Source organism: Peptoniphilus obesi ph1 (genome assembly GCF_000311865.1).
In the GTDB taxonomy this organism is placed as follows: domain Bacteria; phylum Bacillota; class Clostridia; order Tissierellales; family Peptoniphilaceae; genus Peptoniphilus_E; species Peptoniphilus_E obesi.
Genome location: NZ_HE978581.1, coordinates 382,389 through 408,789, shown reverse-complemented (window position 1 = coordinate 408,789; position 26,401 = coordinate 382,389). Strand labels below are relative to the sequence as shown.

Sequence of the window (26,401 nt, the reverse complement as noted above, 5' to 3'; positions counted from 1 at the left end):
TGATATTATGAAAATGATAATAGCGATTGTGCAAGATAAATTTATAGATGAGCTGATGGACAGATTTTTGGATGAAAAAATCTATGTAACTAAAATCTCAACATCAGGTGGATTTTTCAAAAGTGGAAATACAACCCTATTATTAGGTTGTGAAGAAGAAAGACTTGATGATATAGACAAGATATTTAGAGAAATTACTAGGACAGAGGTTTTAGAAAGTGACCTAGGTAATTTTAATGTATCTGGGGCGACTGTATTTGTGATGGATGTTGAAAAGAGTTTAAGGATTTAATGCTTATAGATTTTGTTGGGAATAAACAGGCCTTAATAGAACTTGAAAATAATATAAAAAATGATGAATTATCTCACGGATATTTATTCTTGGGTAGAGAAGGAGTTGGAAAGTTTACAGCTGCGAAGGCTTTTGCCTCAAGGCTACTTGAACCAGATAGAAAAGATTTAATTTATAGGCAAGACTACCAACACCAAGATTTGAGAATAATAAGAAGTGAAGATTCAATTAAAAAATCTCAAATAGAAGATTTAATAAAAGATTCTAAGCTAAAGCCTTTTTCATCTAAATATAAAGTATATATTATTGATAATTTTGACGAGGTTACAATTAGTGGACAAAATGCTATGCTAAAAATGCTAGAAGAGCCAGAAGATTATTTAAAAATAATACTTATATCTTCCTCAGCAGAAAATATTTTGCCGACTATAATGTCAAGATCAAGAATTATAAAATTTAGAGATATTCCAGTAAAGCAAATTGAAGATTTTTTAAAAACTAGAGAAGGCCTAAGCGAAAAGAATAGCAAAATATTTGCAAGAATTTCATCAGGCTCAATGAAAAAAGCCCTAAGGCTTGCAAATGATCCAGAATATTTACAATTAAGAGATAAGACTATCGAGGTCTTCGATAAATTAATCAATATTGGTGATTATACTTTTAGGGACAAGGAGTTTTTTATGGATGAGAGTAAAATTTTAGACATATTTGACTTTGCCATGTCCTATTTAAAAGACATAGTATATATAAACAATTCTATGCCAGAATATATAAGCAATATTGATAAGATAGAATTTGTAAAGAAACAAAACATTGCAACAGAAAAAATAATTGAGATTTCTGAAGCTATCCTCCAAGTAAAAAAACTTTTAAGAGAAAATGTAAATTATGAATTATCAATCGAAAACTTTTTAATTAGAATTGGAGGTATTTGATGATTGATGTAGTTGGGGTTAGATTTAAAAAATCTAAGAAAATATATTATTTCGACCCTTTAGATATAGATGTAAAAGAAAACGATGATGTAATCGTTGAGACAATTAGAGGTCAAGAATTTGGACAAGTTGTTTTAAAAAAATCACTTGACCAAGATGAAATAAAGTCAGAGTTAAAGCCGGTTATTAGAATAGCTACTCTAGAAGACCAAAATAAAAATATAGACAATAGAAACAAGGCAAGAGAAGCCTTGATAATATTTGATAGAGAAAGAGAAAAACACAACCTAGACATGAAACTTATAGACTGTGAATATACATTTGATAATTCTAAATTATTATTTTATTTCACAGCAGATGGCAGGATAGACTTCAGAGATCTTGTTAGAGACCTTGCATCAATTTTTAGAACAAGAATAGAATTAAGACAAATTGGTGTAAGAGATGAGGCAAAAATTGTTGGTGGACTTGGATGTTGCGGAAGAGAAACTTGTTGTTCTAGTTTTTTGAGTTCATTTAATCCAGTTTCAATTAAAATGGCAAAAGACCAAGGACTTTCACTAAATCCATCAAAAATTTCAGGACTTTGTGGCAGACTTATGTGTTGCTTAAAGTATGAACAAGAAGGCTATGAATGTATCTTGAAAAAGACACCAAGAATTGGAGAAATTGTAGAGACAGACAATGGACCAGGCACAGTGGTTTCAACTTATACAATCCAAGAAATGGTAAAAGTTTTGCATTCAGATGGCGATGAAAATGAATACGATGTTTATAATTTAGAAGATATTAAAAGAACTCATAAATTTAACAAGGGTTACCGTATGTCTAAGTCTATGCTAAAAGATGAAGATGCCAAAGAAGAAGAATTAAAGCAGCTTGAAGAGGAGTAGGTGTTAAAATTCACCGTAGTATATGAAAATCGATAATATTTTACTAAAAATTTATTTAAAAATAAAAGGAATATCTAAGAAAATATTTGGATATAATAATAAAGCCACAAATTTAATGTCTATATTTGTGGCATTTCTTATGGCCTTGCACTACTATTTTTATCTAGCAGACCTTGGATTAAATAAGATAATAGCATTGATTTTAATAACAGGGGTCTTATATATAGTAGTCAGGCTTGGAATTTACATATTGAAGAGACTAGTATTTTTAGTCTCAAGACTCAATAAAAATAATTTAGTATTTTTTGTCATTTTTGCAATTGCCTTTATAAAAATAATAGATGAAGCAGGCGGAGATGATTTTTTAGAAAAATATCAAATATATTTGATAAGCCTAGGTTTAACTATTATAGTAATGACATTTTTTAAGAGTCTAAATTCATTATTGAAAAACAAAAAGAAGGCAAGCATAGTATTTTTGCTAGCTAGTTCTGTACCATTAGTATTATTAAGTATATTTCTTTTTAGTCCAGGGAAATCAGATGAATTAGAAAAATTCAATATAGATAATTCAGCTAAAAAAGATTTTCATAGAAAAATTATTTATACTTCAAAATCTTTGGAATATGAATCTAGCGACAAAGACTCTGTATCACTGATGAGTCTTGTAAATTATTCAGGAAGAACAAAAAAAGTTAGAGATAAATATTTTAAAAAGAGTCTAGCCGAGGTATCAAAAAAAGGAAAAATTTGGTATCCTGAGGGGGAAAAATCATGTCCGGTAGTTTTTTTCATACATGGCAACCATAGATTTACCAAAGAAAATTATCAAGGCTATGATTATTTAGGCAGGTATTTCGCTAGGAGAGGTATTGTATTTGTAAGCGTTGATGAAAATATGCTAAATGGATTTTATAAATTTGGACTTGGCAATGAAAATGATGCAAGAGCCATACTTCTTTTAGAAAACATAAGTTACTTGCTTGAAAAAAATAAGGATAAAAATTCAGAATTATATGGACTGATTGATGAAAATAATATTGGACTAGCAGGCCACTCAAGAGGTGGAGAAGCAGTAGCAATAGCTCAAATTTTTAATAAATTAAAATATAATCCAGACAACGGCAAAGAATTAGATTATAACTTTAATATTAAGGCAGTGGCATCTGTTTCAGCAACAGTCGACCAATATAATTTTTCAGATAAAGACTTGTCCATGTCTGATGTAAATTATCTTTGCATACACGGCAGCCATGACTATGATGTTGAAGACTTTTCTGCCATGAAAATTTATGATAATTTAAATTTTTCAAAAGATAGTGATTATTTTAAATCTGCAATCTATATAGGATTTGCAAACCATGGACAATTTAACCAACTTTGGGGAAGAGCAGATGCTGATCCTTTTTACGGGCTATTTGTAAATAAAAAGGCTCTTATAAAAGAAAAAGACCAGGAAGAAATAGCATCGCTTTTGCTATATAGCTTTATGCAAGATAGTTTTGGATTAAAAGATAATAGAGATATATTTAAAAATCTAAGAAATTATAAACTTCCAGACACAGTTTATTATTCAAGATATGCAGACTCTAGTTTTGAGCCAATTTGTGATTTTGAAGAAGATGTAAGACTAGAAACATTTAAATATGGGAAAACTAGGTTCAATGGATTTTCATCTATTAAGGAAAAATCTGCTGCAGTTGGAGGAAAATATCTCTCAACAGGGCTTAGTATTGATGTAAATAAATTGTCAAACTATGAACTAGTCTTTGGTCAAAATATAAGTGCGAAAAATTATTTGCAATTTGATATTATGGAAGAAAATGATATAGATAGTTTTTTTGATACTAAAATTCAAGTAAAAATTGAAGATGCAAATGGGGACCAAGCTGTTATTGATGCAAATAAATATCTTGATTTGTATCCTTCAATAAAAGTTGAACATTCAAAACTTGAACAAATAAATGAGGACTATGAATATAAAAGTTCTTACCAAACAGTTAGAATACCCCTATCAGAAATTAAAAACGAAAATCTTGATAAGAACAATATCAAATATATCAGTTTTATATTTGATTCTGAGGATGCAGATTTATTAATAGATAATATAGGATATTCTAATTAAAAGTTTATATTTAAAAAATAAGGGTAATATAATATAGGTGGAAGCTAAAGATATGAGGAGAAGATAATAATGATTAAAACTTTACTAATTAATCAACTAAATACTCTCGATTCAGGAGACGAACGTAATGTCTTCTTTCTTATTGGAAATATGAATAAAGTTACTGATATTCTGCTCGATAATTTTAATACATTTGACTCAGAATACTACGGAAAAGCAACTTTAAAATATAATGGCATTAGTTTAAATATTCCAACTGATGAGATTCCTAAGGTTATAAGAAAACTTGTGGAACTTGATCTGGATATATATGGAGTATATGAGCTATTTGAGCCATAAAAATTTAAAAGGAGTAATTATAATGAGTGAAAAATTAATAAAAAAAATGAATGACCAATTTAACAATGAATTAGCTAGTGGATATGCTTATTTAGCAATGTCTGCTTATGTTAAAGATATGGAATTAGAAGGCTGTGCAAATTTCTTTTTCCAACAAGCTAAAGAAGAATTTGAACACGCTATGAAATTCTATAATTTCTTATTTGACACAGACCACAAAGTTAAATACCAAGCTATGGAAGAACCTAAAGAAGAATACGGAACAATCTTAGAAGTATTTAAAGAAGCTTTAGAACATGAAAAATATATCACTAAATGCATAAGAGAACTTTATGAAATGGCAGAAGAAGAAAAAAATTATGAAGTTATTGAATTCTTAGGTTGGTTCATTAAAGAACAAGTTGAAGAAGAAGATACATTCAGATCACTAATCACTAAATTTGAAAGAGCTAACGAATCTTGGTCAGGTATATATCTACTTGATTCTTTACTTGCAAAAAGAGGTTAATTTAATAAAAAATTATAATTAAGATTTAAAGAGAGAGCACTTGATGTTCTCTCTTTTTTAGTTTATATTGTATAAGGTTGTTTATTAACCAGTTGACTATTGTTATTTATTTAATTTCAAGATGTGCATTAAAGGGAGGACACAATGAACAATAATTTATTAAAGGACTTTATAAAATACGCAGGTCTTAATGTCTTGGGAATGATTAGTATATCTGTTTATATATTGGCAGATACTTTTTTTATAGCAAAAGCAACAGGAGAAAACGGTCTGGCCGCCTTAAACTTTTCAATTTCTATATTTGCTATCATGAACTCAATAGGACTTATGATTGGTTCTGGATCAGGGGCCCAATATTCAATTAATATTTCAAGAAACAATCAAAAAGTTGCAAACATTGTGTTCACAAGTGCGATAAAATTATCATTAATATTTGGACTTATATTTTTCACTTTTGGAATGGGATTTTCACAAAAAATTTTATATTTTTTAGGTGCAAGAGGCGAAGCTTTAAACTTGGCCAATATTTATTTAAAAACAATCATGGGATTTTCAGTATTTTTTATCTTAAATAATGTAGTAATTGCAGCAGTCAGAAACGATTCTAATCCAAGAATTGCCATGATTGGTATGGTTGTAGGTTCTTTATCAAATATAGTTCTAGATTATATATTTATGTTTATTTTTAATATGGGTATGTTTGGAGCCGCTTTTGCAACTTGTCTTTCACCTATAATATCTTTACTTATCATGAGCGAACACTTTTTTAGGGGAGAAAGTGAAATTCAATTTTTAAAACATGAAAAAATAAAATACATAAAAACTATATTTTCATTAGGAATCCCCTCATTTATCACAGAATTATCATCATCAATTACTTTAATTGTATTTAACTATTTATTCTTAATCAATGCAGGAAATACTGGAGTTGCTGCTTATGCTATAGTTGCAAATCTTGCTCTTGTAGTAGTTGCAGTTTTTGTTGGTATATCTCATGGTTTACAACCACTATCAAGCAAAGAACATGGTAAAAATAACAATAAAGCTTTGAGAAGTCTTGTTAGATATTCTTTTATTTTAGGCTTTATTATAAGCTTATTAATTTATGGATTATTTTACTTTAATAGAGAATTTATAGTTGCTGCCTTTAATGGAGAGGGGAATTCTCAAATAGCTATCCTGGCAGAAAACGGAATAGTGGTTTACTTTTTAGGATTTTTCTTTGCAAGTATAAATATAATTTCAGGTGCTTTTTTCGCATCAATAGAAAGACCAAGGCAGGCTTTTGTAATTTCAATATTTAGGGCACTAATTCTTTTAGTTCCAAGTGCATTTATTTGCTCATCAATGCTTGGCATAGAAGGAATTTGGATTTCGTTTGTGATTACTGAATTTTTAGTATTCCTATTGAGTCTTAATTTTTTGAGAATTTTATATAAAAATTTTAAATAGAATTGTGTTGCATAATATATAATATTGTGATATCATATAAAATTTACTTTTAAGCCTATTTTTGTTATACTATATATGTATGGTCTAGCAGGAGGGATATAATGTATAACATAGGCGACGAAGTAGTTTACCCAATGCATGGGGCAGGAGTAATAGTTGGCGTTGAAGATAAGGAAATACTTGGTAAAATAAGAAAGTATTATATCCTGAAAATGCCAATAAAAGAAATGAAAGTAATGGTACCAGTGGATAATGCCGAAGAAGTTGGAGTAAGAAATATTCTAGGCAAGGAAGAAATGGATGAAGTTTTAGAAATTTTATCAGGAAAAGATAAGACAAAGATGCCATCAAACTGGAATAGACGTTATAGATTTAATATGGACAGGATAAAATCAGGAGATATTAAAGAAATCGCAAGAGTTGTAAGATTTTTAGAAAGAGTAGATCAAGAAAAATCTCTATCAACTGGCGAAAGAAAGATGCTCACAGGAGCTAAACAAATTATAATTTCTGAAATGGTCTTAGTTTATAAAAAGGATCCAGACGCTATTATAAAATTAGTTGATGATGCAGTCTTTGATAGGGTATAAGAGTAAAATAAGAAAGGAGGGATTTTTATTTATAAGAATAAAAACATAGTAGATATTATTTTTAAAATTTTATTTACTATCATAGGAGCAGGTATAGGAGCAGTTGTATTAACACTAATTAAGAATTTAGATTTTATGCAAAATTTAAATTCTACACTTACAACAATAATCTCAATACTAATTATTGTACTTTTCGCATTTATATTTTTAATATTATCGCCAAAGGCCTTAAAGGGAATAGAAGGAATTTTACATATTTGGGAAGATGAACTAAAAGCTAGATCTTCTTCTGAAATAATAGTTGGATCATTAGGCCTTGTAATCGGACTCATAATAGCTTTTTTAATTTCACAACCACTTTTAGCAATACCTCTTCCTTATGTTGGACCAGCCTTATCTGTAATAGTTTATGGTATGTTAGCTTATCTTGGAATAAGTATAGCTCTTAAAAACAAAGAAGATATAGCTATTAAGGTTAAGGATATAGGCTCACAAAAAAACGAGACCAAGTTCAGAGATAAGACAAAGGCAAAATCTTCTGCAAAGATTTTAGATACTTCAGTCATAATTGATGGACGAATAAAAGAAATTTGCGAGTCTGGTTTTCTAGAAGGAAGACTTATTATTCCAACTTTTGTTTTAAAAGAGTTGCAACATATAGCCGATTCTTCAGATGCCTTAAAAAGAAATAGGGGCAGAAGGGGTCTTGATATTTTAAAAGAAATGCAAGATTCAGAAGATATTGACTTACTTATATATGATAAAGATTTCGATAAGATTAAAGAGGTAGATTCGAAACTTTTAGCTCTTGCAAAAGAGTTAAATGGAAAAGTTGTAACAAATGACTATAATTTAAATAAGGTTGCCAAGGTATCTAATATTGATGTTTTAAATATCAATGAATTAGCTAACTCTGTAAAACCCGTATATCTTCCAGGTGAAGAAATGCGAGTAGACATAGTAAAACTTGGTAAAGAACATAATCAAGGTCTTGCCTATTTAGATGATGGAACTATGATTGTAGTTGAAGAGGCAAAAGACCTTTTAGGACAAAGTGTAGATGTAATTGTAACATCAGCACTTCAAACATCAGCCGGCAAGATGATTTTTGCAAAAGTAATTTAGGGGGTTATATGGAACAAAATATATATTTTGACAAGGAACGCTTAAACGAAGCGAAGGCCTTAGTGGAAAGTCTTGGTGAATCTCTTTGACTTGTCTAGTTTAAAAGAAAAAGTCGAAGAGTTAAATAAAAAACAATTAGAAAGCGGTTTTTGGGACGATACACAGGCTGCCCAAAAAGTTATAAAAGAAGCAAATTACTATTCCAGTAAGATTGATACTTACGAAGAACTAGATAAAAGAATTAATGATGCTCAAGACCTTATAGATTTAATGGAGCTTGAAGAAGACTACACTTTTTATGATGATTTTAAAAGAGCGGTTGACAATATAGAAAAAGCTTCAGAAAGATTTAAGCTTCAAACCCTATTAAATGGAGAATATGATAATAGCAACGCTGTTATGACAATCCACGCTGGAGCAGGTGGAACAGAAGCGCAAGACTGGGCAAGCATGCTTTATAGAATGTATACTAGGTATGCGGAAAAAAATGGATTTAAAGTTGAAACGCTTGACCTCCAAAAAGAAGATGAAGCAGGAATTAAATCTGTTACAATTTTAATTGAAGGACAAAATGCGTATGGGTTCTTAAAATGTGAAAAGGGAGTCCATAGGCTAGTAAGAATATCACCTTTTGATTCAAATAAGAGAAGACACACATCATTTTCTTCTATCGATGTTTATCCTGAATTTGATGATGAATTAGATATTGAAATCAAAGAAGAAGATATAAGGGTAGATACATACAGATCATCTGGAGCAGGTGGCCAACACGTAAACACAACTGACTCAGCTGTAAGAATTACTCATATACCAACTGGAATTGTTGTTCAATGTCAAAATGAAAGAAGTCAGATTCAAAATAGGGCCAAGGCTATGCAAATGTTAAAATCAAAATTGATAGCCTTAGCAGAAGAAGAACAAAAAGAAAAAATAGAAGACTTGCAAGGTAATTATTCACAAATAGCATGGGGTTCTCAAATCAGATCTTATGTATTTCAACCATATACAATGGTTAAAGACCATAGAACTGGGGTTGAAGTAGGAGATGTCAATAGGATAATGGATGGAGACCTTGACGAATTTGTCTACGGTTATCTACAAATGAAAACAAATGAAAATAATTAAGATAAAGGAGTTAGTATGATATTAACAACTACAGAAAAAGTTGAAGGCAAAGAAATTTCTGAATATCTTGGATTAGTATTTGGAGAAACTGTAAACGGGATAAATTTTGTAAAAGACTTTGGAGCAGGACTTAGAAATTTTGTAGGTGGAAGAAGTAAGGGCTATGAAGATGAGATGATTAGCTCAAGAAACGACTGCATGAATGAAATGATAAGAAGAGCAAAAGAAATTCAAGCAGATGGTATAGTTGGCATTAAATTTGATTTTGAATCAATGGGCCAAGGAAATATGATTCTTGTCAATGTAACAGGAACTGCAGTAAAATTTAAATAAAAAAAGAGTGCATAATATTATGCACTCTTTTCTATGAAGAGGAGTAAAATATGCAAAGAGATGTAATAGTTGCTTTAGATTTTAATAGCGGCAAAAAGGCAATAGATTTTGTAGACCAATTTGACCATGAAATATATGTAAAAGTTGGCATGGAACTTTTCTATAAAGAAGGTCCAAGCATCATAAAAGCTCTAAAAGAAAGAGGACATAAGATATTTTTAGATTTAAAACTTCACGACATACCAAACACTGTAACTAAAGCTAGCCTTTCACTTCTTGACCTTGATGTAGATATAATAAATTACCACATAGCCGGTGGAAGAGAAATGCTAGAAAGTGCCAACAAAGCAGTAAAAGAAAATAAAAAAGATATGATAACACTTGGCATAACCATGCTAACATCAACAAGTGAAGAACAAATGCACGATGACATACTTATAGATAAAGACAAAAAGCTTAAGGATGTTGTAGTTTCATATGCTAAAACAGCAAAAGAAGCAGGCTTAAACGGAGTTGTTTGCTCTGCACTTGAAGTAGAAGATATAAAAGAAAGTGTTGGAAAAGACTTTTTATGTGTAACACCTGGCATAAGACTTGGAAATGAAAAAAAAGATGACCAAAAAAGAGTAGTTACACCAGAAATGGCTAGAAAATTTGGTTCTGATTTTATAGTAGTTGGCAGACCAATAACTCAAGCAAAAGATCCAATTAAGGCTTATAATGAAATTAAAAATATGTTTTTAGGAGAATAAAATGAAAAAAATAGCAGAAATCTTATTAGATATAGAAGCAGTAAGCTTATCACCAAAAAAACCTTTTATTTGGGCATCAGGAATAAAATCACCAGTATATTGTGATAACAGACTTATTTTATCTTTTCCAGAAGATAGAAAAATTGTTGAAGAAGAACTAGCTAAGTTAATAGAAGAAAAATTTAGCGACGTAGAATATATAATGGGAACTGCAACAGCTGGAATCCCTCATGCTGCACTTGTTGCCGAAAAACTAGATTTACCAATGGGTTTTGTAAGATCTTCAAAAAAAGATCATGGCAAAAATAATAAAATTGAAGGCAAAATTGTAAAAGGAGCTAAAGTAGTTGTAGTTGAAGATCTATTTTCAACAGGTGGATCATCAATTGATGTAGCAAATGCTTTAAGAGAAGTTGGTTTTGATGTTCTTGGAATAGTTTCAATTTTTTCTTACCAATTAAAAAAAGCAAAAGAAAATTTTGAAAAGAATAATTTAAAACATTTTTCACTTGCTAGCTTTGATGAACTTGCAGAAGTTGCAGTTGAAAAAGATTATATTAAGAAAGAAGAAATTGAAAAAATAAATAAATGGAAGCAAAATCCAGAAGATGAATCATGGATGAAATAAGTATTATACTAATCTGTAATAAGATGTTGAAAACTAGTCTTAGCTGTAATAAACTATTTATTTAGATAAGAGGTAGACAATGATAGAAATAAAAAACTTAAACTTTAAATATAATGAAACAGACGAAAAACTTATATTAAAAGACCTTAATCTGAATATAGAAAGTGGAGATTTTGTAGCTATACTTGGCCACAACGGAAGTGGTAAATCAACACTTGCAAAACTTCTAAATGGACTTTTGCAACCAACATCAGGCGATGTTATTGTAGATGGTCTAAATACAAAAAATGAAGAAACTATCTGGCAATTAAGGTCTAACACTGGCATGGTATTTCAAAATCCTGACAACCAAATAGTTGCAACAATAGTAGAAGAAGATGTTGCATTTGGTCCTGAAAATCTTGGAATAGAAACAAAAGAAATTAGAAAAAGAGTGGACCAAGCCCTTAAATCAGTTGGCATGAGCGAATATGCAAGAAGAGCTCCTCATATGTTATCTGGCGGTCAAAAACAAAGGATTGCAATAGCAGGAATACTTGCAATTAGTCCAAAATATATTATTTTAGATGAACCGACAGCAATGCTTGATCCAGTCGGAAGAAAAGAAGTAATGAGCACAATAGAATATTTAAATAAAGAAGAAAAAAAGACTATAATATTAATTACTCATTATATGGATGAAGCAGCGAGGGCAAACAGGCTTGTTGTTATGGAAAAGGGACAAATTTTAATTGATGAAAAACCAAGAGAAGTTTTTTCTCACGTAGATAAGATTAAAGAAATTGGTCTTGATGTTCCTCAAGTTACAGAACTTGCGTGGGAACTTAATAAAGAAGGTTTTGATATTAATAGTAAAATATTAAATACTGATGAATTGGTAGGTGAATTATGGCCATTATTGAAGCAAAAAATGTAAGCTACATTTATGGAGAAGACACAACATTTGCAAAAAAAGCCTTAGATAATGTAAACCTTAAAATTGAAGAAGGAGAATTTATAGGCTTAATAGGTCATACAGGATCAGGAAAATCAACTCTGGTTCAGCACTTAAATGGACTGTTAAAACCAAGTGAGGGAGCAATATATATCGAGGGAGAAGATATATCAAAACTAGGTTCCAAAATAAAGAAAGTTAGACAAGAGATTGGTCTAGTTTTTCAATATCCAGAATATCAATTATTTGAGGAAACTATTATCAAGGATGTATCTTATGGACCTCAAAATCTTGGTCTGAGTAAGGAAGAGATTGATGAAAGAGTAAGAGATGCAATTGAAACAGTTGGTCTTTCATATGAAAAAGATGGTAACAAGTCGCCTTTTGAAATTTCTGGTGGCCAAAAAAGAAGAGTTGCTATTGCTGGAATTCTTGCTATGGAGCCAAAAGTTTTAATCCTAGATGAGCCAACCGCTGGACTGGATCCTGCCGGAAGAGATGAAATCTTAAGAGAAATTCATGAAATATATGGAAAAAAGAAAATTACTATAATTATTGTATCTCACTCTATGGAAGATATAGCAAGTTTGGCAAATAGAATTATAGTAATGAAAGATGGAAAAGTCTATATGGACGATAAGCCAAGAGAAATATTTAAACATAAAGAAGAACTTGAAGAAATTGGACTTGGAGTACCACAAGTTACATCGTTTATGAGAAAGTTAAAAGAAAAAGGACTTGATGTAGATACTTCAGCAATCACAGTTGCAGAGGCGAAAAATATTTTAACAGACTTATTAAGAGGAAAAGATAATGTTTAAAGATATAACAATAGGACAATATTACCCAGAAGATTCGGTTATTCATAGATTAGATCCAAGAGCAAAAATAATAATTATGTTTCTTTACATAATTACTTTATTTTTCATCAACAATTATTTAGCATATTTTTTTGCTTTTATATATTTGATATTTATAATAAAACTTTCCAAGGTGCCATTAAAATTTATAATTAAAGGATTGAAACCTTTAAAATGGATTATCATAATCACCTTTGTTATAAATATTTTTTTAATACCAGGAGAAGTAATCTGGAGATATGGGATTTTTAAAATAACTGATGAAGGATTAACTACGGCTTTACTTATGGCATTTAGGTTGACTATGCTTGTAATGGGAACAAGTCTTTTAACCCTTACTACATCTCCAATAGAAATGACAGATGGGATTGAAGAATTATTAAAGCCACTAAGAAAAGTTGGAGTACCATCACATGAAATTGCTATGATGATGACAATAGCACTTAGGTTTATACCAACTCTTATAGAAGAGACAGATAAAATAATGAAAGCTCAAATAGCAAGAGGAGCAGATTTCGAATCAGGCAATCTTTTTAGTAGGGCGAAAAATTTAATTCCACTTTTAGTTCCACTATTTGTAACTTCTTTTAGAAGGGCAGATGAACTTGCAATTGCAATGGAAGCGAGATGCTATAAGGGCGGAGAAGGAAGAACTAAGTTAAAACAACTTGAATATAAAAAATCAGACTATCTTGCCTATTTATTAAATATTGGATTTTTTATATTTCTAGCTTCAATAAAATATATTTGGGAGTATTTTATATGAATATAAAACTCACTATTAGTTATGATGGAACAAATTATTTTGGTTATCAAATTCAACCGGATGTTATAACAGTTGAGGGTGTTTTAAAAAAAGCTATTGAAAAAACTTTAAAAGAAAAAGTTGACCTTAAGAGTGCAGGAAGAACAGACAGAGGGGTTCACGCTGCCGGGCAAGTTGTAAACTTTTTTTCAGATACAGAAATAGACATTGGGAATTTACCAAAGGTTATAAATTATCATTTACCAGAAGATATATCTGTAATAAAGGCAGAATATGTAGATGATGATTTTCATGCTAGATTTTCTGCAAAAGCTAAACTATATAGTTACTATATATATAGGGGCAAATACAGAAATTCTCTATATAGAAATTGTATGCACTACCCATATCCACTAGATATAGAAAAAATGCAGGAAGCCTTTAATTACTTAATAGGTCTGCATGATTTTAAAAGCTTTATGGGAAGACGTGCAATAGTCAAAGATAGCATTAGAGAACTTTACAAGATAGAAATTAGAGAAAAAAATAATATTTTAGTTATAGATTTCTATGGCAAGAGTTTTTTAAAAAATATGATTAGAATCATTGTTGGAACGGCTATACAAATTGGCAATGGGAAATTCGAAGCTTCTTATATGAAAGAAGTTTTGGACCAAAAAAGAAGAAAATCAGCTGGGCCAACAGCGCCTAGTTGTGGCTTATTTTTAAAGAAAATCTACTATTAAGGAAGTGAAAGATGAAAATATTTTATAAAGCTTTAAATACATTAAACCGGTCTAAGTCTGCTTATAAAAGATTTACACCATCTATGGTATTTGTTATTTTATCAGCTATATTTTTCTCTTATTATGTAGCATCAAACACAGTTGTAGAATATTATTCCAGTGATCCTAGACAAGTGTATTTTAAACTTGCGTGGCTTTTAATTATAGCAACTGCTGGAGCAACTTTTTTAACCTTATTTAAAGAAGCTTTAAAGACATCTAGTAAAAATGAATATGAATTAAAAAGAAGTAAATATATACAAGTAGCAGCAATAATAATTTTATTAATTTTAATATTTGGAGTTTATTCAAAATTATTTCAACAAGAAGACTTTATGGCATATGATACAAAATATGTATATTTTGGAGTTTTACTTTTTCTATCTTGTGCATGTCTTTTTATTGGAAAAATTTTCAATCATAAAAACTTTGTAGAATACTTTTTTAAAATAGTTGAGGCAATGTTTATATCCTTATCTTTTTCAACTGTTTTATTTATTGGACTATCAGCTATATATTTTTTAATTACAAAATTATTTGATATAGCGATTGTAGATAAGGTTTATATAATAACTTTTATTATTATTTATTTACCTTTTAACGTGGGCATATTTTTATCATACTTTCCAAGAAATGAAATTGACTTTGATAACTATAAACTTGCAAAACCATTTGTAATATTGGTTAGCTATATAACTGTTCCTATTTTTATAATTTATGCTTTTATCTTGTATATATACTTTTTTAAAATACTTATACAGGCTGAACTTCCAAAAGGCGTAATAACTAATTTAGTCTTGGTTTTTGCACTTTTGACAGTTATATTATTATTTATCTCTAGTGTTATTAAATCAAATAAGTTGGTTGAAAAGTTTAGAGAATTTTTCCAAGTAATTATGATACCTATATTGGTTATGATGTTTTATGCGATATTTATAAGGATATCTAATTATGGTTTAACAGAGAACAGGTATTTTGTAATTGCAGCAGGAATATATACTTTAATTTCTATGATTTATTATATATTTTATAGAAGCAATAGTAATATTTTTATATTTATATCACTTGCAGCTATAATATTTTTATCAACAATTGGTCCGGTTAGTGCCTATAATTTATCTGCATCTAGTCAAGATGCAAGGCTTGCTTCAATACTTAATGCGAATGGGATGTTGGAGTCTAATCAAATAAAACCAAAGAAAAATGTGTCGCTAGATGATAAGATACAAATAAAAGAAATTGTTGAATATTTAAGTAATAATCACAGAAGTTGGGAAAGTAAATATCTTCCAAAGAATTTTGAATTTAACAACGAAAACTTTGAAGAAGTTTTTGGGTTTAATATAGAAGATGACAACTTATTTTCTGGAGACAGTGAATATAATTTTAAATTTGATAGGCCTGTTGATATAAAAGGCTATGATAAAATTTTAAAATTTGATTCTTTTGATATAAAACAATCGTTAGTTGGAAATTATTTTGTAGATGTTGAAGACGGAACTTATACAATTAGCTATAAAAATGGCAGAAATGAATTTGATTTAACTAGTTTCACTGGCAAGGAAGTCTTTGACAAGATGATTGCTCTTAAAGAATCAAAAGATATAGTCGATGTTGAAGATTTAAAGATAGAGGGAGTAAGTAATAATATAAAATATAAGATAGTATTCACTCTGGTTGGATATTATGGTTCTAAAAATGAATTAAGTAATTACTATATTGAATTTTATCTACTAACAGCAAGTGTTGATTAATGTTATTTGCTTATTTGAGGCTTTTGCTTGTGCAGAAGCCTTTTTTTGAAAAGGAGGAATATTTTGGAATGGTATAATTTGGATCTTGACCAAGTCATAGAAAAATTATCGACAGATAAAGAAGCTGGTTTATCTAGTCAAGAAGCAGAGAAAAGATTAAAAGAATATGGAGAGAATAAATTAGAGGAGCAAAAGAAAAAGCCTTTTATTAATAAATTAAAAGACCAATTACTTGACCCTATGATCATAATTCTTTTAGTAGCAGCAATAGTATCTGGAGTAATGGGATCTATTGTAGATTCTTTAGTAATATTATTGATTGTAGTGGTTAATACTATTTTATCAATAATTCAAGAGGGAAAAGCCGAAGAAGCAATCGCAGCTTTACAAAGCATGAGTTCTCCAACAGTAAAAGTTATTAGAGATTCAGAAGCGATAGAAATTGATAATACAAAACTTGTTCCTGGAGATCTTGTAGTTTTAGAAACAGGCGATATTGTTCCTGCTGATATGAGATTAATTGAATCATCAAATTTAAAAATTGATGAATCTTCTCTAACTGGTGAATCAGTTGCAGTTGAAAAAGATGCTTCTGCAAAACTTGAAGGCCATGTTGGAATAGGAGATAGAGAAAACTATGCTTTTTCAGCTTCAATTATTACTTATGGTAGGGCAAGAGGGATTGTAACAGATACAGGACATGAAAGTGAAATAGGAAAAATTGCAACTTCTATAAAAACCATGGAAGAAGAGCAAACTCCTCTACAAATAAAACTTGCAAAACTTTCTAAATTTTTAGGAATTTTAACTGTTGTAATTTGTGCAGTAATTTTTGGTGTTGGTCTTCTTTATGGAAACGAACCACTTGAAATGTTTATGATAGCAGTTTCACTTGCAGTTGCTGCAATTCCTGAAGGACTTCCTGCTATAGTTACTATAGTTTTATCTATAGGCATGGGCAATATGGCAGAAAGAAATGCCATTGTTAAAAAACTTCTTGCAGTAGAAACTCTTGGAACAACAACTTTTATTTGTTCTGATAAAACTGGAACCCTTACACAAAATGAAATGACTGTTAAAAAAATCTATATAGATAATAAAGTTTATGATGTAAGTGGAATTGGATATGAACCAGTTGGAAATATAGAATTAGATGGACAAAAAGTAAACAATGAAGATATAGCTTCTCTTGAAAGATTTATTCAAATTGCCGTTCTTTCAAATGATTCCAAATTAAGAAAAGAAGATGGAAACTATAAAATCATGGGAGATCCTACTGAAGGAGCCTTAGTTGTTCTTGGTGAAAAACTTTCTATGTCAAGCAAAGACTTAAATGATAAATACAAAAGAATTGACGAAATACCTTTTGATTCTGACAGAAAGATGATGACAACTTTTAACGAATCAATTTTAGATAATAAGTTAGCCAGCTTGACAAAGGGTGCGCCAGACTTAGTTATTAAAAATTCAAGCAAGATTTTAATAAATGGTAAAGAAGAAGAATTTACTGACAAATTAAAAGAAGAAGCTTTGGAAAAAATTGATGACTTTGCAAGATCTGCACTTAGAGGACTTGCCTTTGCATATAAGTCAAATGATTCTGTTTCTAAAGATCCAGAAATTGTTGAAAGAGATATGGTTTTTGTCGGAATAGTTGGAATGATTGACCCTGCAAGACCTGAAGCAAAAGCAGCTATAGAAGAATGTAAACAAGCAGGAATTAATCCTGTTATGATAACTGGAGATTATTTAGAAACTGCAAAAGCAATTGCAAAAGACCTTGGAATTTTAGGTGAGGGAGAAAAAGCGATAGAAGGTTCTAAACTTACTAACATGACGCCTGAAGAAATTAGAGAAGTTGTAAAAGATACAAGAGTTTTTGCAAGAGTTGCTCCAGAAAATAAGGTACAAATTGTTAGGGCCTTAAAAGAAAATGGAGAAATTGTTGCCATGACAGGAGACGGAGTAAATGATGCTCCTGCAATTAAAAAAGCTGATATTGGTATTGCCATGGGCATAACTGGTACAGATGTATCTAAAAATACAGCCGAAGTTATTTTAACAGATGATAACTTTGCAACAATAGTAAATGCAGTTGAAGAAGGAAGAATTATATATGGAAATATTAAAAAATTTGTTTCCTTCTTGTTGAGTTGTAATATAGGAGAAATATTAATAATATTTATTTCTATAATCCTTAACTTGCCAGCTCCATTCTTACCAATTCAATTGCTTTGGTTAAACCTTGTAACAGATTCTTTTCCAGCTTTAGCACTTGGTGTTGAAAGAGGAGATTCTGATGTAATGAATAATCCGCCGAGAGATCCACAAGAAGCTATAATTGATAAAGAAATAACTATAACCCTAGTTATACAATCAATTTCAATAACAATCGCAACTCTTGGAGTTTATATCTTTGCACTAAATGATATGGGCAGACATCCAGAAGGAATTGTTTATGCTAGAACTATGGCATTTGCAACTTTAATTTTAGCTGAATTATTTAGATCATATTCTTCAAGGAGTATAAATCATACTCTTTGGGAAATAGGTTTCTTCTCAAATAAAAGATTGGTGCAAGCAACATTATTTTCACTATTCTTGATGGTTGTTGTAATGTATGTTCCTTTCTTAGAAGACCTATTCCATTTAACAGACATATCTTTTGTTGATTGGGCTATAGTTGTGGTTGCATCACTAATACCACTTGTGCTTGGTGAAATTCAAAAAGTTATAAGATTTAAAAAAACTCAAAAAAATAAATAATTAATTTAAATAAGCCTTAGGTCTAATAAAATCTAGGGCTTATTTTTTTAGTATATTATTTTCCTAATGTTATAATAAATATATGAAAATAGATTATGTACCAGCAAATAATTATAAAATTTACCAAGATGAAAGTGCTTTTAAATATACAACAGACTCATTAATATTATCTTCGTTTGCTAGAGCAAAGGACAAGTGTCTAGACCTAGGTTGTGGAACAGGAATAATATCTCTAAGACTTATTGATAAAGTCAAATCTTTTACAAATATTGATATAAATAAAAGAGCCATAGAACTTATAAACCAATCGGTCAAGGCAAATAAACTAGAAGATAAAATAAAAAATTATTTACTTGATGTAGAAGGAGCAAGAGGTTTTTTTGAAAAACATAGTTTTGATTGTGTATTTATGAATCCACCTTATTATAACAATGGTTTAAGATCAATAAAAGAATCAGACGACCTTGCTAGATACGGAGTAGATGCTCTTGATATTTTTATTAATACAGGAGCAGATCTTTTAAAAGATTTGGGCAGGATCTACATAGTTGTCCCAGCAACTAGGATGATAGATGTTTTTGAATTTTTAATAAATAAAAAAATAGAAGTCAAAAGACTTAGGTTTGTAAAAACTAGAAAAGATGATAGGGTAAAATTAGTTTTAATAGAAGGAGTTAAATTTGCCAAAAGAGGTTACTTTTTTGAAAAAGATTTTTTACTCTATGAAGGTGACGAAATCAGCAAGGACTTAAGAGAGGTTTATGAAAAGATATGATATATTTTTGTGCAACTCCAATAGGAAATATTGAAGATATAAGTTTAAGGGCGATAGAAACTTTAAAATCAGTAGACATAATTGCCTGCGAAGACACCAGGGTCAGCCTAAAATTACTTAATAAATATGGAATAAAAAAGAAATTAATTTCCTACCATAAATTTAACGAAGCCCAAGTATCAGAAGAAATAATAAAGCTTGCAAGAGAAAATGATATTGCCATAATTTCAGATGCGGGCATGCCGGTTATAAGTGATCCAGGAGAAGTTCTTATAAAAAAATTAATAGAAGAAGAAATTGAATTTACTGTTGTGCCAGGAGCAAATGCAGGTCTATCAGCACTTTTGCTTTCAGGACTAGACAGCGAACATTTTTTATTCTACGGATTTTTGGAACAAAAAGCTTCTGCAAGAAAAAAAGAATTAGAATCTTTAAAAGATTTTCCATTTACCCTTATATTTTATGAATCACCACACAGGGTAAAATCTATGTTAGAGGACTTGCTAGATATTTTTGGAGATAGGCAAATCTCTGTATCAAGAGAAATAACAAAACTTTTTGAAGAAACAAAAAGAGGAAAGGTAAGAGAAATACTTGCTTCTGAAATAAAAGAAAAGGGCGAGTTTGTCATTGTGGTAGATAAGGCAGAAGAAAAAGAAGAAGTAAATATCCAAGAAATACTAAGAGATAGGATAAATTCTGGCATGAAGAAATCACAAGCAGTAAAAGAAATAGCAAAAGAATATAATATTTCAAAAAATGAACTTTATAAGATGAGTTTAGAGGTCCAAGATGAATAATTTTTTAGAAATAGAAAATGAAATCAAAGAAATAAATAAAAACTTAAAAGACAAGTATGATAGTTTCTTCAAGTCTAGCAAGGAAGACTTTAGAGAAGACATATTAAAAAAGATTGGAGAAATTTCAAAGCTTGAAAAATTAAAAGAAGACCAGCTAAAGAATTTTGGAATAGTTGTTGGAGTTGATGGATCGGTCAATAAGATGGGGGGAAACTTCCCTCACTATATAGAACTATATAGGGCCCTGGCAAAACCAACAAAGGGAGAAGATATCTATTTAAATAGGTATTACACCCCACTTACAGACAATATAGAAATTGATGTGGAGCAGTCTAAAAGAAGGCAAATGCTCGCAGCGATTGAAGTTGATGTTGCAATTCAAGCTATAAATGAAGTAAAACCAAGATTACTTATGATGGATGGCGGTCTGATAAGATATAAAATCGACTACAAGGAAGGCTTTGAAAAGTTAGTAGATCTTTGCAAGGAAAAAGATATTATCTTAATTGGAGTCTTAAAAGAATTAAAGACCAATGTTATTTCAAGAGCAATTGGAGTTGATGAAAGCATATTTGACAGGGAACTCCTGTATGGGAAATTAAATATTGGAGATTTTATTTTAATAGATGATGCTTTTAACAAAAAATCAGGTGAAAACGAAGGAGAATTATCATCAGGCTTTTTAAGAACATCAAATTCAGCCATGGCAATTGGAATAGATATTTTATCTGAGCAAAAAAAATATATTAAGGATGCTGCAAATCTTGTTTATAGTTTAACTCCCTACAATTCAAGGGGAGTGCCACTATGGCTTGATATAGTTGATAAAGAAGTAAGAGTTACAGACCAATTTATGAAATCTATGCTAGAAGAATATATGGATAGAGATATATACGAAAGATTTTTTATAAGTGAAAGAGATAGGAGGAGCTTATGAAAGTTGTCGGTTTAACAACAGCCCAAGAACTTTTTATAGGATCTAGAGATAGAAACTTTAGGATGAATGAAATATTAATAATCGAAGATCAGGAACAAGGAAATCTAATAGGAGAAGTTGTAGAAGCTAAGACTTTTAATAGGTTCATACCACTTGATATTGGTGGAGATTTTGTAGACTCCTCAGTTTTAGAATCATTAAAAGTTATGGGCTATGACATTGATCAGGAAACAATTTATATAGCAAAGGTCAGATTATTAAAAGAAGCACAATATCCTATCTTGACAGGATCTAGTGTGAGAGTTCCTAAATTTCATGAAGTAAAAAAGATAATTGCTCCAACAAAACTTGACCAAGGACTTCTACTAGGTAGCATCAGAAATTCAGATGACTTAACAAAAGATATGGATGATGATTTAAAAAATATATTGGATATTTATGAAGATGATTCCTACATAGAACAAAAAGATATTCCCTATATTTTTGATTATAAGGCCATGCATGAATATCCTCATATTGGAATATTTGGAGGATCAGGATCTGGTAAAAGTTTTGGATTAAGAGTTATTTTAGAAGAATTGATGCAAAAAAATATACCAACAATTGTACTTGATCCACATTACGAAATGGATTTTTCTGAAAAGTCAGAATCAAAATTTGCAAAAACATATGCAGATAAATATGTCTGCATGCAGATCGGTTTAGATACTGGAATTAAATTTCAAGATTTAAACATAAGCGAGCTTATAAGCTTATTAAATACATCTTCTCATTTGACAGAGTCCATGGAAAATGTTGTTGGAACAATTTTAAAAAGAAACGACACTTATGGGACTTTTTTAAAGAGAATAGATGACCTTTTAGATGCACAAGACCAAGGTTCTTTAGAAAACATAGAAAACAAAATAGCTTATGCAGAAAATCAAACAGAAGAAAAAGAATGGGAAGAGAAAAAGCGAATTTATGAAAAGTATGACAAGTCTTGCCCTCAAGCATCTGTAAGAGGAGTTAGGTGGAGACTTGTAAAACTTGCAAATGAAGGAGTTTTCAACCACGACATCAACAGCATCATAGACAACATAAAATCTGGAAAATTAATTGTAGTTAGAGGATCAACCCGTTTGATCCAAGTATTTTCTACATTTTTACTAGAAAAATTATATAAATTAAGAAGGCAATACAGGGAATCTGTTTTTATTGGAGGAAAAGAAGATTTTTTCCCACCATTTATTATAGTAACTGATGAAGCCCACAATTTTGCACCAAAGGGCTTTGAAACTCCGTCAAAATCAATAATAAAAGAAATAGCCCAAGAAGGAAGAAAGTACGGGGTATTTTTAATATTAGCGACACAAAGACCAACTCTTTTAGATGAAACAACAACAGCTCAATTAAATACAAAATTTATTTTTAGAACAGTAAGAGCATCAGACATAGATACAATAAAAGAAGAAACTGATATCAGCATTGATGAATCAAAAAGATTACCATATCTGACCACAGGTGATGTATTTATATCATCTGCAAAATTAGGCAGGTCGTCCTATGTTAGGATAAGAGCGGCTCACACAAGATCTCCTCATAAGGAAAATCCTTTTGATGAATTGTCACAAACAAGAAACAGGTCCTATGATGAATTTTTATCTTGTATAAAAGAATATTTACCACTTGATGAGGGAAATTTAATGGAACTAAGCTCTGAACTCAGGACAAAATACTCTATGTCCTATAGTGTAGATCAGCTTCAAATCAAATTAGATGAGATGGTAATAGCAGGTATATTAAAAATTGATGATAGTGGAATTTGGGAACAATATAAGTTAAATGATGAATAAAAAATATATAGAATATATAAGAGAATTTTTATTTAGCAAAAAAGATGAAGGTTATAAAGAATTTACAGCAAAAATAATTCCAAACATTGATAGTGAATCAATAATTGGAGTTAGAACAAATATATTGAGAAAATATGCAAGGACCTTGAGTAAAGACGAGAAAGTCGATATCTTTTTAAAAGACTTACCCCATAAATACTATGAGGAAAACCAGCTTCACGCCTTCATTGTAGAAAGGGAAAAAGATTATTCTAGCTTAATTAAAGACCTAGATGATTTTTTAAAATATATAGATAATTGGGCAACTTGCGATAGTTTATCGCCAGCCTTATTTAAAAAAGAAAAGGAAAAAACAAAAGATTATATTTTAAAACTTTTAGACTCAGACAAGACCTATGTAAAAAGATTTGCCATAGTTTCATCTTTAAAATTTTATTTAAAAGAAGAACTTGATATGGATTTATTTGACAAGATAATGAAAATTCATAGCCAGGAATATTATCTAAATATGGCAATAGCTTGGTATATGAGCTATGTGATAATCCATCACTACAATTTTTCTATAAAATATTTAGAAGAAAATGATCTTTCAGATTTTGTCTTTTCCATGTCAATTAGAAAAGCCTTGGACTCACGACAGGTCGATAAGGATAGAAAAGAAAACTTAAAAAGAATAAGAATGCAAAAAAATAAGAGCTAGTAATAGCTCTTTTTAATTTAAATTAAATTGTTTGACCTTGTTTGCTGCTTGCTAAATCAACTTCAAATTGACCAATAATAAAAGATGAAACAACAGTTGTTAGCATTGAAAATGCGATTCTTCCAAATGGAATATAAACAAGCGAAAGTGCAAGTACAACAAAATCTGTTGCAACATAGGCCTTTGAAATATTTACATCTAATTTATTTGCAAGAACTAAAGCTAAGGCATCGTCTCCGCCAGCAGCTCCACCTTCTGAAACAACAAGCCCACATCCAACTCCAATTCCTATACCACCGAGTATGGCAGCAAGAACAGGATAATTGTAAAGATTTGGAATAAGTGTGCCAATTTGTAAAAATACTTTATAAAATAAAGCAAATAGCAAAGAAGCAAAAATGGTTTTCTTTAAGAAATTTTTACCAAACATTGATATACCAATTGCAAAGCAAATGAAGTCTAGTATTGGACTTATTATAGAAGGATTAAGATCAAAAACCTTATAGAAAAACAAGGTTAATCCTAAAATCCCACCCTCAGTTACACCAGATGGTATATGAATATTTACAACGGTAAAAGCCATAATCATACAGCCAATTAAAATTCTTAAAAATGTCGATCTTCCTATCGATAATCTTCTCATAGTTTTACTAATCAAAACTAAAAAAACACCTCCATATTAAATTACTTTAATAATATGACCAAAAAAAGATTGCTTTAGAAATCTAAAAGGCAATCTTATAGGGTAGTGATGCTTTATTGTTTTTGATTTTTTGAAAAACTCTGAGAAATAACAAACTTTTTAGCCTGTTTGATAAAGACCACATCAGGCCTTCACAAGGCTCTTTATCGCTATTGTTAACATCAGATAAAAATACCAATACAAGTATTAAGTATTGATAACTACCGATTCTTACAGACCGATTTTATCACAATAAAAATATATTGTCAATTTATTGCAATAGTTAGAGCTTTTTAAAAGGCTTAATAAAAATGATTGAGTTTAAAAGAAAAAAATTTATTTATAAGTAGTTTTTACATGTAAATTAAAAATTATTAGAATATTTAAAGATTTGATTAAAAGAAGTTTTAAAGCTTCTTTTTTAGTGTAAAAACTTATTAGAGATTATTTTACAAAAGGGAGGTGTTTATAATGGAACTCGCTATTATTTCACTAATTAGTTTGTTACTTGTAATAGTAATAGGATTTATAAAAAAATTAAATATGGGGATCCTAGCTCTTGGAGCTAGTTTGATTATTGCTACTATTTTTAAACTTGATGAGAAAATAATTATTGAAGCTTTTTCTGCAAATATTTTTATAACAATGGCAGGAGTTTCTTTTTATTTTGCAATACTTACAGATAATAAAACTCTAAGTATTAGTGCAAATAAGCTTGTATATTTATTTGGAAAACATAAATACATAGTACCTCTTGTAATTTTTATTATAGGAGCTTTTTTATCTTCAATTGGTCCAGGACCTCTCCCACTACTTGCAGTAATTCCAGTTTTGGCAGTGCCAATTGCCATGTCAACTGGCCATAATCCAGTTATGTTATCAATAATTGGGCAGTGCGGAGCAATGGGAGCAAGAATGAGTCCTCTTACGCCAGACTATGCAGTAGTTCATGGACTTTTAAAAGATTTTGAGCCAGCTCCTGATATAAAATTTTATCTATCAGGAATACTTACAGCTTTTGTAATTTCACTTGTAGTTTTTATTTACTATAAGGGTTGGAGATTAGATTATAAAAGTGATCATGAATTAGAAAAAACAAGTTTTAAAAAAGAACATATAATATCACTAATCACACTTTTAATACTTATAATATCTGTTATTGTTTTTCATACAAATGTTGGACTTACTGCTTTTGCAATGGGATCCTTACTAGGCTTATTAAATATAGGCGATGAAAAAGAAGCAATTAAAAAAATTCCTTGGGGAGTAATACTACTTGTATTAGGAGTAGGAATGCTTATGAATATAGTTATTTCTTCTGGCGGAGTGAAATTTATGGCTGATAAATTATCGAATAGCATAAATAAGCAAAATGCTGGTCCAATTGTTTTATTTTTTGCAAACACTATTTCTTTTTTTGCATCAGGTTTAGGAGTAGTTTTTCCAACTCTAGTTCCAATGGTTTTAGAAATTACATCTAGTTTTAATGATCCAAACTTTACAAGTGAACTAATATCAATGGTTATAGTCGGAGGAACTTTCACAGGACTGAGTCCGTTTACAACAGCAGGAGCTCTTGTAATGAGTGCAGTTTCTACAGATGACAGGATTTCTAAAGATTTTTCGCAAAATAAATTATTTATGGAGCTTCTTTTCCTTGCTTTGTTTATAATATTAATAGAAATGATATTATCCTATATAGGTATATATTCTTTGATATTTAGATAAAAA

General features: G+C 30.0%; 26 protein-coding genes. 25 read left to right on the top strand and 1 reads right to left on the bottom strand.

Features of this window, described 5'->3' with window-relative positions:
* Positions 1-7 precede the first annotated feature (7 nt).
* The 24 genes from HGPB_RS05730 (at position 8) to HGPB_RS05615 (ending at position 23,988) form a co-directional block, all read left to right on the top strand.
* Positions 8-292, top strand: a complete 285-nt coding sequence (locus HGPB_RS05730) for a cyclic-di-AMP receptor (RefSeq protein WP_019132757.1) — start codon at positions 8-10, stop codon at positions 290-292.
* A complete protein-coding gene (locus tag HGPB_RS05725; RefSeq protein WP_019132756.1) occupies positions 292-1,227 on the top strand; it encodes a DNA polymerase III subunit in 936 nt (311 codons plus the stop codon). The genes HGPB_RS05730 and HGPB_RS05725 overlap by 1 nt, the downstream gene beginning before the upstream one ends.
* Entirely contained in the window at positions 1,227-2,120 is an 894-nt protein-coding gene (locus HGPB_RS05720; RefSeq protein ID WP_019132755.1) for a PSP1 domain-containing protein, read from the top strand. The genes HGPB_RS05725 and HGPB_RS05720 overlap by 1 nt, the downstream gene beginning before the upstream one ends.
* A 139-nt stretch (positions 2,121-2,259) precedes the next feature.
* Positions 2,260-4,245 (top strand): alpha/beta hydrolase family protein, encoded by a 1,986-nt coding sequence (locus HGPB_RS05715; RefSeq protein ID WP_172635034.1) that lies wholly within the window; start codon positions 2,260-2,262, stop codon positions 4,243-4,245.
* 69 nt (positions 4,246-4,314) lie between these two features.
* Positions 4,315-4,584 (top strand): hypothetical protein, encoded by a 270-nt coding sequence (locus tag HGPB_RS05710; RefSeq protein WP_019132753.1) that lies wholly within the window; start codon positions 4,315-4,317, stop codon positions 4,582-4,584.
* A gap of 22 nt (positions 4,585-4,606) precedes the next feature.
* Positions 4,607-5,092: a ferritin gene (locus HGPB_RS05705; protein WP_019132752.1), complete on the top strand. Its 486-nt coding sequence runs from the start codon at positions 4,607-4,609 to the stop codon at positions 5,090-5,092.
* 144 nt (positions 5,093-5,236) lie between these two features.
* Complete coding sequence (locus tag HGPB_RS05700) at positions 5,237-6,544, top strand: MATE family efflux transporter (protein WP_019132751.1); 1,308 nt, start codon at positions 5,237-5,239, stop codon at positions 6,542-6,544.
* Positions 6,545-6,645: 101 nt separating this feature from the next.
* Positions 6,646-7,134 (top strand): CarD family transcriptional regulator, encoded by a 489-nt coding sequence (locus tag HGPB_RS05695; RefSeq protein WP_019132750.1) that lies wholly within the window; start codon positions 6,646-6,648, stop codon positions 7,132-7,134.
* 135 nt (positions 7,135-7,269) lie between these two features.
* Positions 7,270-8,259 (top strand): PIN/TRAM domain-containing protein, encoded by a 990-nt coding sequence (locus HGPB_RS05690; RefSeq protein ID WP_019132749.1) that lies wholly within the window; start codon positions 7,270-7,272, stop codon positions 8,257-8,259.
* Positions 8,260-8,267: 8 nt separating this feature from the next.
* A protein-coding gene (prfB, locus tag HGPB_RS05685; RefSeq protein ID WP_148497898.1) for a peptide chain release factor 2 occupies positions 8,268-9,384 on the top strand; the annotation gives its coding sequence in 2 pieces (ribosomal slippage) (positions 8,268-8,345 and positions 8,347-9,384; 1,116 coding nt in all).
* Positions 9,385-9,399: 15 nt separating this feature from the next.
* Positions 9,400-9,717, top strand: a complete 318-nt coding sequence (locus HGPB_RS05680; protein WP_019132747.1) for a YbjQ family protein — start codon at positions 9,400-9,402, stop codon at positions 9,715-9,717.
* Between the two features lie 50 nt (positions 9,718-9,767).
* A complete protein-coding gene (gene pyrF, locus HGPB_RS05675) occupies positions 9,768-10,469 on the top strand; it encodes an orotidine-5'-phosphate decarboxylase (protein ID WP_019132746.1) in 702 nt (233 codons plus the stop codon).
* Between the two features lies 1 nt (position 10,470).
* On the top strand, positions 10,471-11,097 hold the full coding sequence (gene pyrE / locus HGPB_RS05670) for an orotate phosphoribosyltransferase (protein WP_019132745.1): 627 nt from the start codon (positions 10,471-10,473) through the stop codon (positions 11,095-11,097).
* Between the two features lie 79 nt (positions 11,098-11,176).
* On the top strand, positions 11,177-12,013 hold the full coding sequence (locus HGPB_RS05665; RefSeq protein ID WP_019132744.1) for an energy-coupling factor transporter ATPase: 837 nt from the start codon (positions 11,177-11,179) through the stop codon (positions 12,011-12,013).
* Entirely contained in the window at positions 11,986-12,852 is an 867-nt protein-coding gene (locus HGPB_RS05660; RefSeq protein WP_019132743.1) for an energy-coupling factor transporter ATPase, read from the top strand. The genes HGPB_RS05665 and HGPB_RS05660 overlap by 28 nt, the downstream gene beginning before the upstream one ends.
* Positions 12,845-13,657, top strand: a complete 813-nt coding sequence (locus tag HGPB_RS05655) for an energy-coupling factor transporter transmembrane component T family protein (RefSeq protein ID WP_019132742.1) — start codon at positions 12,845-12,847, stop codon at positions 13,655-13,657. Before HGPB_RS05660 ends, HGPB_RS05655 begins: the two co-directional genes overlap by 8 nt.
* Positions 13,654-14,382 (top strand): tRNA pseudouridine(38-40) synthase TruA, encoded by a 729-nt coding sequence (gene truA, locus HGPB_RS05650; protein WP_019132741.1) that lies wholly within the window; start codon positions 13,654-13,656, stop codon positions 14,380-14,382. The genes HGPB_RS05655 and truA overlap by 4 nt, the downstream gene beginning before the upstream one ends.
* An 11-nt stretch (positions 14,383-14,393) precedes the next feature.
* Positions 14,394-16,175: a DUF4153 domain-containing protein gene (locus tag HGPB_RS05645; protein WP_019132740.1), complete on the top strand. Its 1,782-nt coding sequence runs from the start codon at positions 14,394-14,396 to the stop codon at positions 16,173-16,175.
* A gap of 63 nt (positions 16,176-16,238) precedes the next feature.
* Positions 16,239-18,941, top strand: coding sequence for a cation-translocating P-type ATPase (locus tag HGPB_RS05640; RefSeq protein ID WP_019132739.1), 2,703 nt, complete (start codon positions 16,239-16,241; stop codon positions 18,939-18,941).
* Between the two features lie 82 nt (positions 18,942-19,023).
* Complete coding sequence (locus HGPB_RS05635) at positions 19,024-19,716, top strand: tRNA1(Val) (adenine(37)-N6)-methyltransferase (RefSeq protein ID WP_019132738.1); 693 nt, start codon at positions 19,024-19,026, stop codon at positions 19,714-19,716.
* Positions 19,713-20,516 carry a 16S rRNA (cytidine(1402)-2'-O)-methyltransferase gene (rsmI, locus tag HGPB_RS05630; RefSeq protein ID WP_019132737.1) on the top strand — a complete coding sequence of 268 codons (804 nt, stop codon included), beginning with the start codon at positions 19,713-19,715 and terminating at the stop codon, positions 20,514-20,516. Before HGPB_RS05635 ends, rsmI begins: the two co-directional genes overlap by 4 nt.
* A complete protein-coding gene (locus HGPB_RS05625) occupies positions 20,509-21,453 on the top strand; it encodes a DNA double-strand break repair nuclease NurA (protein ID WP_019132736.1) in 945 nt (314 codons plus the stop codon). Before rsmI ends, HGPB_RS05625 begins: the two co-directional genes overlap by 8 nt.
* Positions 21,450-23,288 (top strand): ATP-binding protein, encoded by a 1,839-nt coding sequence (locus HGPB_RS05620; RefSeq protein WP_019132735.1) that lies wholly within the window; start codon positions 21,450-21,452, stop codon positions 23,286-23,288. Before HGPB_RS05625 ends, HGPB_RS05620 begins: the two co-directional genes overlap by 4 nt.
* A complete protein-coding gene (locus tag HGPB_RS05615) occupies positions 23,278-23,988 on the top strand; it encodes a DNA alkylation repair protein (protein ID WP_036738347.1) in 711 nt (236 codons plus the stop codon). The genes HGPB_RS05620 and HGPB_RS05615 overlap by 11 nt, the downstream gene beginning before the upstream one ends.
* Before the next feature lie 22 nt (positions 23,989-24,010).
* Here the strand turns inward: HGPB_RS05615 and HGPB_RS05610 are convergent, their stop codons facing one another.
* Positions 24,011-24,646, bottom strand: coding sequence for a DUF6198 family protein (locus HGPB_RS05610; protein WP_036738343.1), 636 nt, complete (start codon positions 24,644-24,646; stop codon positions 24,011-24,013).
* 495 nt (positions 24,647-25,141) lie between these two features.
* On the opposite strand from HGPB_RS05610, the gene HGPB_RS05605 reads away from it, so the two are divergent.
* Positions 25,142-26,398: an SLC13 family permease gene (locus tag HGPB_RS05605; RefSeq protein ID WP_019132732.1), complete on the top strand. Its 1,257-nt coding sequence runs from the start codon at positions 25,142-25,144 to the stop codon at positions 26,396-26,398.
* The last annotated feature ends 3 nt before the right edge of the window (positions 26,399-26,401 follow it).

What these genes read in the sequence shown, in the direction of transcription:
- HGPB_RS05730 (WP_019132757.1), top strand. Translation starts at nt 8, where the DNA reads ATGAAAATGATAATAGCGATTGTGCAAGATAAATTTATAGATGAGCTG.
- HGPB_RS05725 (WP_019132756.1), top strand. Translation starts at nt 292, where the DNA reads ATGCTTATAGATTTTGTTGGGAATAAACAGGCCTTAATAGAACTTGAA.
- HGPB_RS05720 (WP_019132755.1), top strand. Translation starts at nt 1,227, where the DNA reads ATGATTGATGTAGTTGGGGTTAGATTTAAAAAATCTAAGAAAATATAT.
- HGPB_RS05715 (WP_172635034.1), top strand. Translation starts at nt 2,260, where the DNA reads ATGGCCTTGCACTACTATTTTTATCTAGCAGACCTTGGATTAAATAAG.
- HGPB_RS05710 (WP_019132753.1), top strand. Translation starts at nt 4,315, where the DNA reads ATGATTAAAACTTTACTAATTAATCAACTAAATACTCTCGATTCAGGA.
- HGPB_RS05705 (WP_019132752.1), top strand. Translation starts at nt 4,607, where the DNA reads ATGAGTGAAAAATTAATAAAAAAAATGAATGACCAATTTAACAATGAA.
- HGPB_RS05700 (WP_019132751.1), top strand. Translation starts at nt 5,237, where the DNA reads ATGAACAATAATTTATTAAAGGACTTTATAAAATACGCAGGTCTTAAT.
- HGPB_RS05695 (WP_019132750.1), top strand. Translation starts at nt 6,646, where the DNA reads ATGTATAACATAGGCGACGAAGTAGTTTACCCAATGCATGGGGCAGGA.
- HGPB_RS05690 (WP_019132749.1), top strand. Translation starts at nt 7,270, where the DNA reads ATGCAAAATTTAAATTCTACACTTACAACAATAATCTCAATACTAATT.
- HGPB_RS05680 (WP_019132747.1), top strand. Translation starts at nt 9,400, where the DNA reads ATGATATTAACAACTACAGAAAAAGTTGAAGGCAAAGAAATTTCTGAA.
- pyrF (WP_019132746.1), top strand. Translation starts at nt 9,768, where the DNA reads ATGCAAAGAGATGTAATAGTTGCTTTAGATTTTAATAGCGGCAAAAAG.
- pyrE (WP_019132745.1), top strand. Translation starts at nt 10,471, where the DNA reads ATGAAAAAAATAGCAGAAATCTTATTAGATATAGAAGCAGTAAGCTTA.
- HGPB_RS05665 (WP_019132744.1), top strand. Translation starts at nt 11,177, where the DNA reads ATGATAGAAATAAAAAACTTAAACTTTAAATATAATGAAACAGACGAA.
- HGPB_RS05660 (WP_019132743.1), top strand. Translation starts at nt 11,986, where the DNA reads ATGGCCATTATTGAAGCAAAAAATGTAAGCTACATTTATGGAGAAGAC.
- HGPB_RS05655 (WP_019132742.1), top strand. Translation starts at nt 12,845, where the DNA reads ATGTTTAAAGATATAACAATAGGACAATATTACCCAGAAGATTCGGTT.
- truA (WP_019132741.1), top strand. Translation starts at nt 13,654, where the DNA reads ATGAATATAAAACTCACTATTAGTTATGATGGAACAAATTATTTTGGT.
- HGPB_RS05645 (WP_019132740.1), top strand. Translation starts at nt 14,394, where the DNA reads ATGAAAATATTTTATAAAGCTTTAAATACATTAAACCGGTCTAAGTCT.
- HGPB_RS05635 (WP_019132738.1), top strand. Translation starts at nt 19,024, where the DNA reads ATGAAAATAGATTATGTACCAGCAAATAATTATAAAATTTACCAAGAT.
- rsmI (WP_019132737.1), top strand. Translation starts at nt 19,713, where the DNA reads ATGATATATTTTTGTGCAACTCCAATAGGAAATATTGAAGATATAAGT.
- HGPB_RS05625 (WP_019132736.1), top strand. Translation starts at nt 20,509, where the DNA reads ATGAATAATTTTTTAGAAATAGAAAATGAAATCAAAGAAATAAATAAA.
- HGPB_RS05620 (WP_019132735.1), top strand. Translation starts at nt 21,450, where the DNA reads ATGAAAGTTGTCGGTTTAACAACAGCCCAAGAACTTTTTATAGGATCT.
- HGPB_RS05615 (WP_036738347.1), top strand. Translation starts at nt 23,278, where the DNA reads ATGATGAATAAAAAATATATAGAATATATAAGAGAATTTTTATTTAGC.
- HGPB_RS05605 (WP_019132732.1), top strand. Translation starts at nt 25,142, where the DNA reads ATGGAACTCGCTATTATTTCACTAATTAGTTTGTTACTTGTAATAGTA.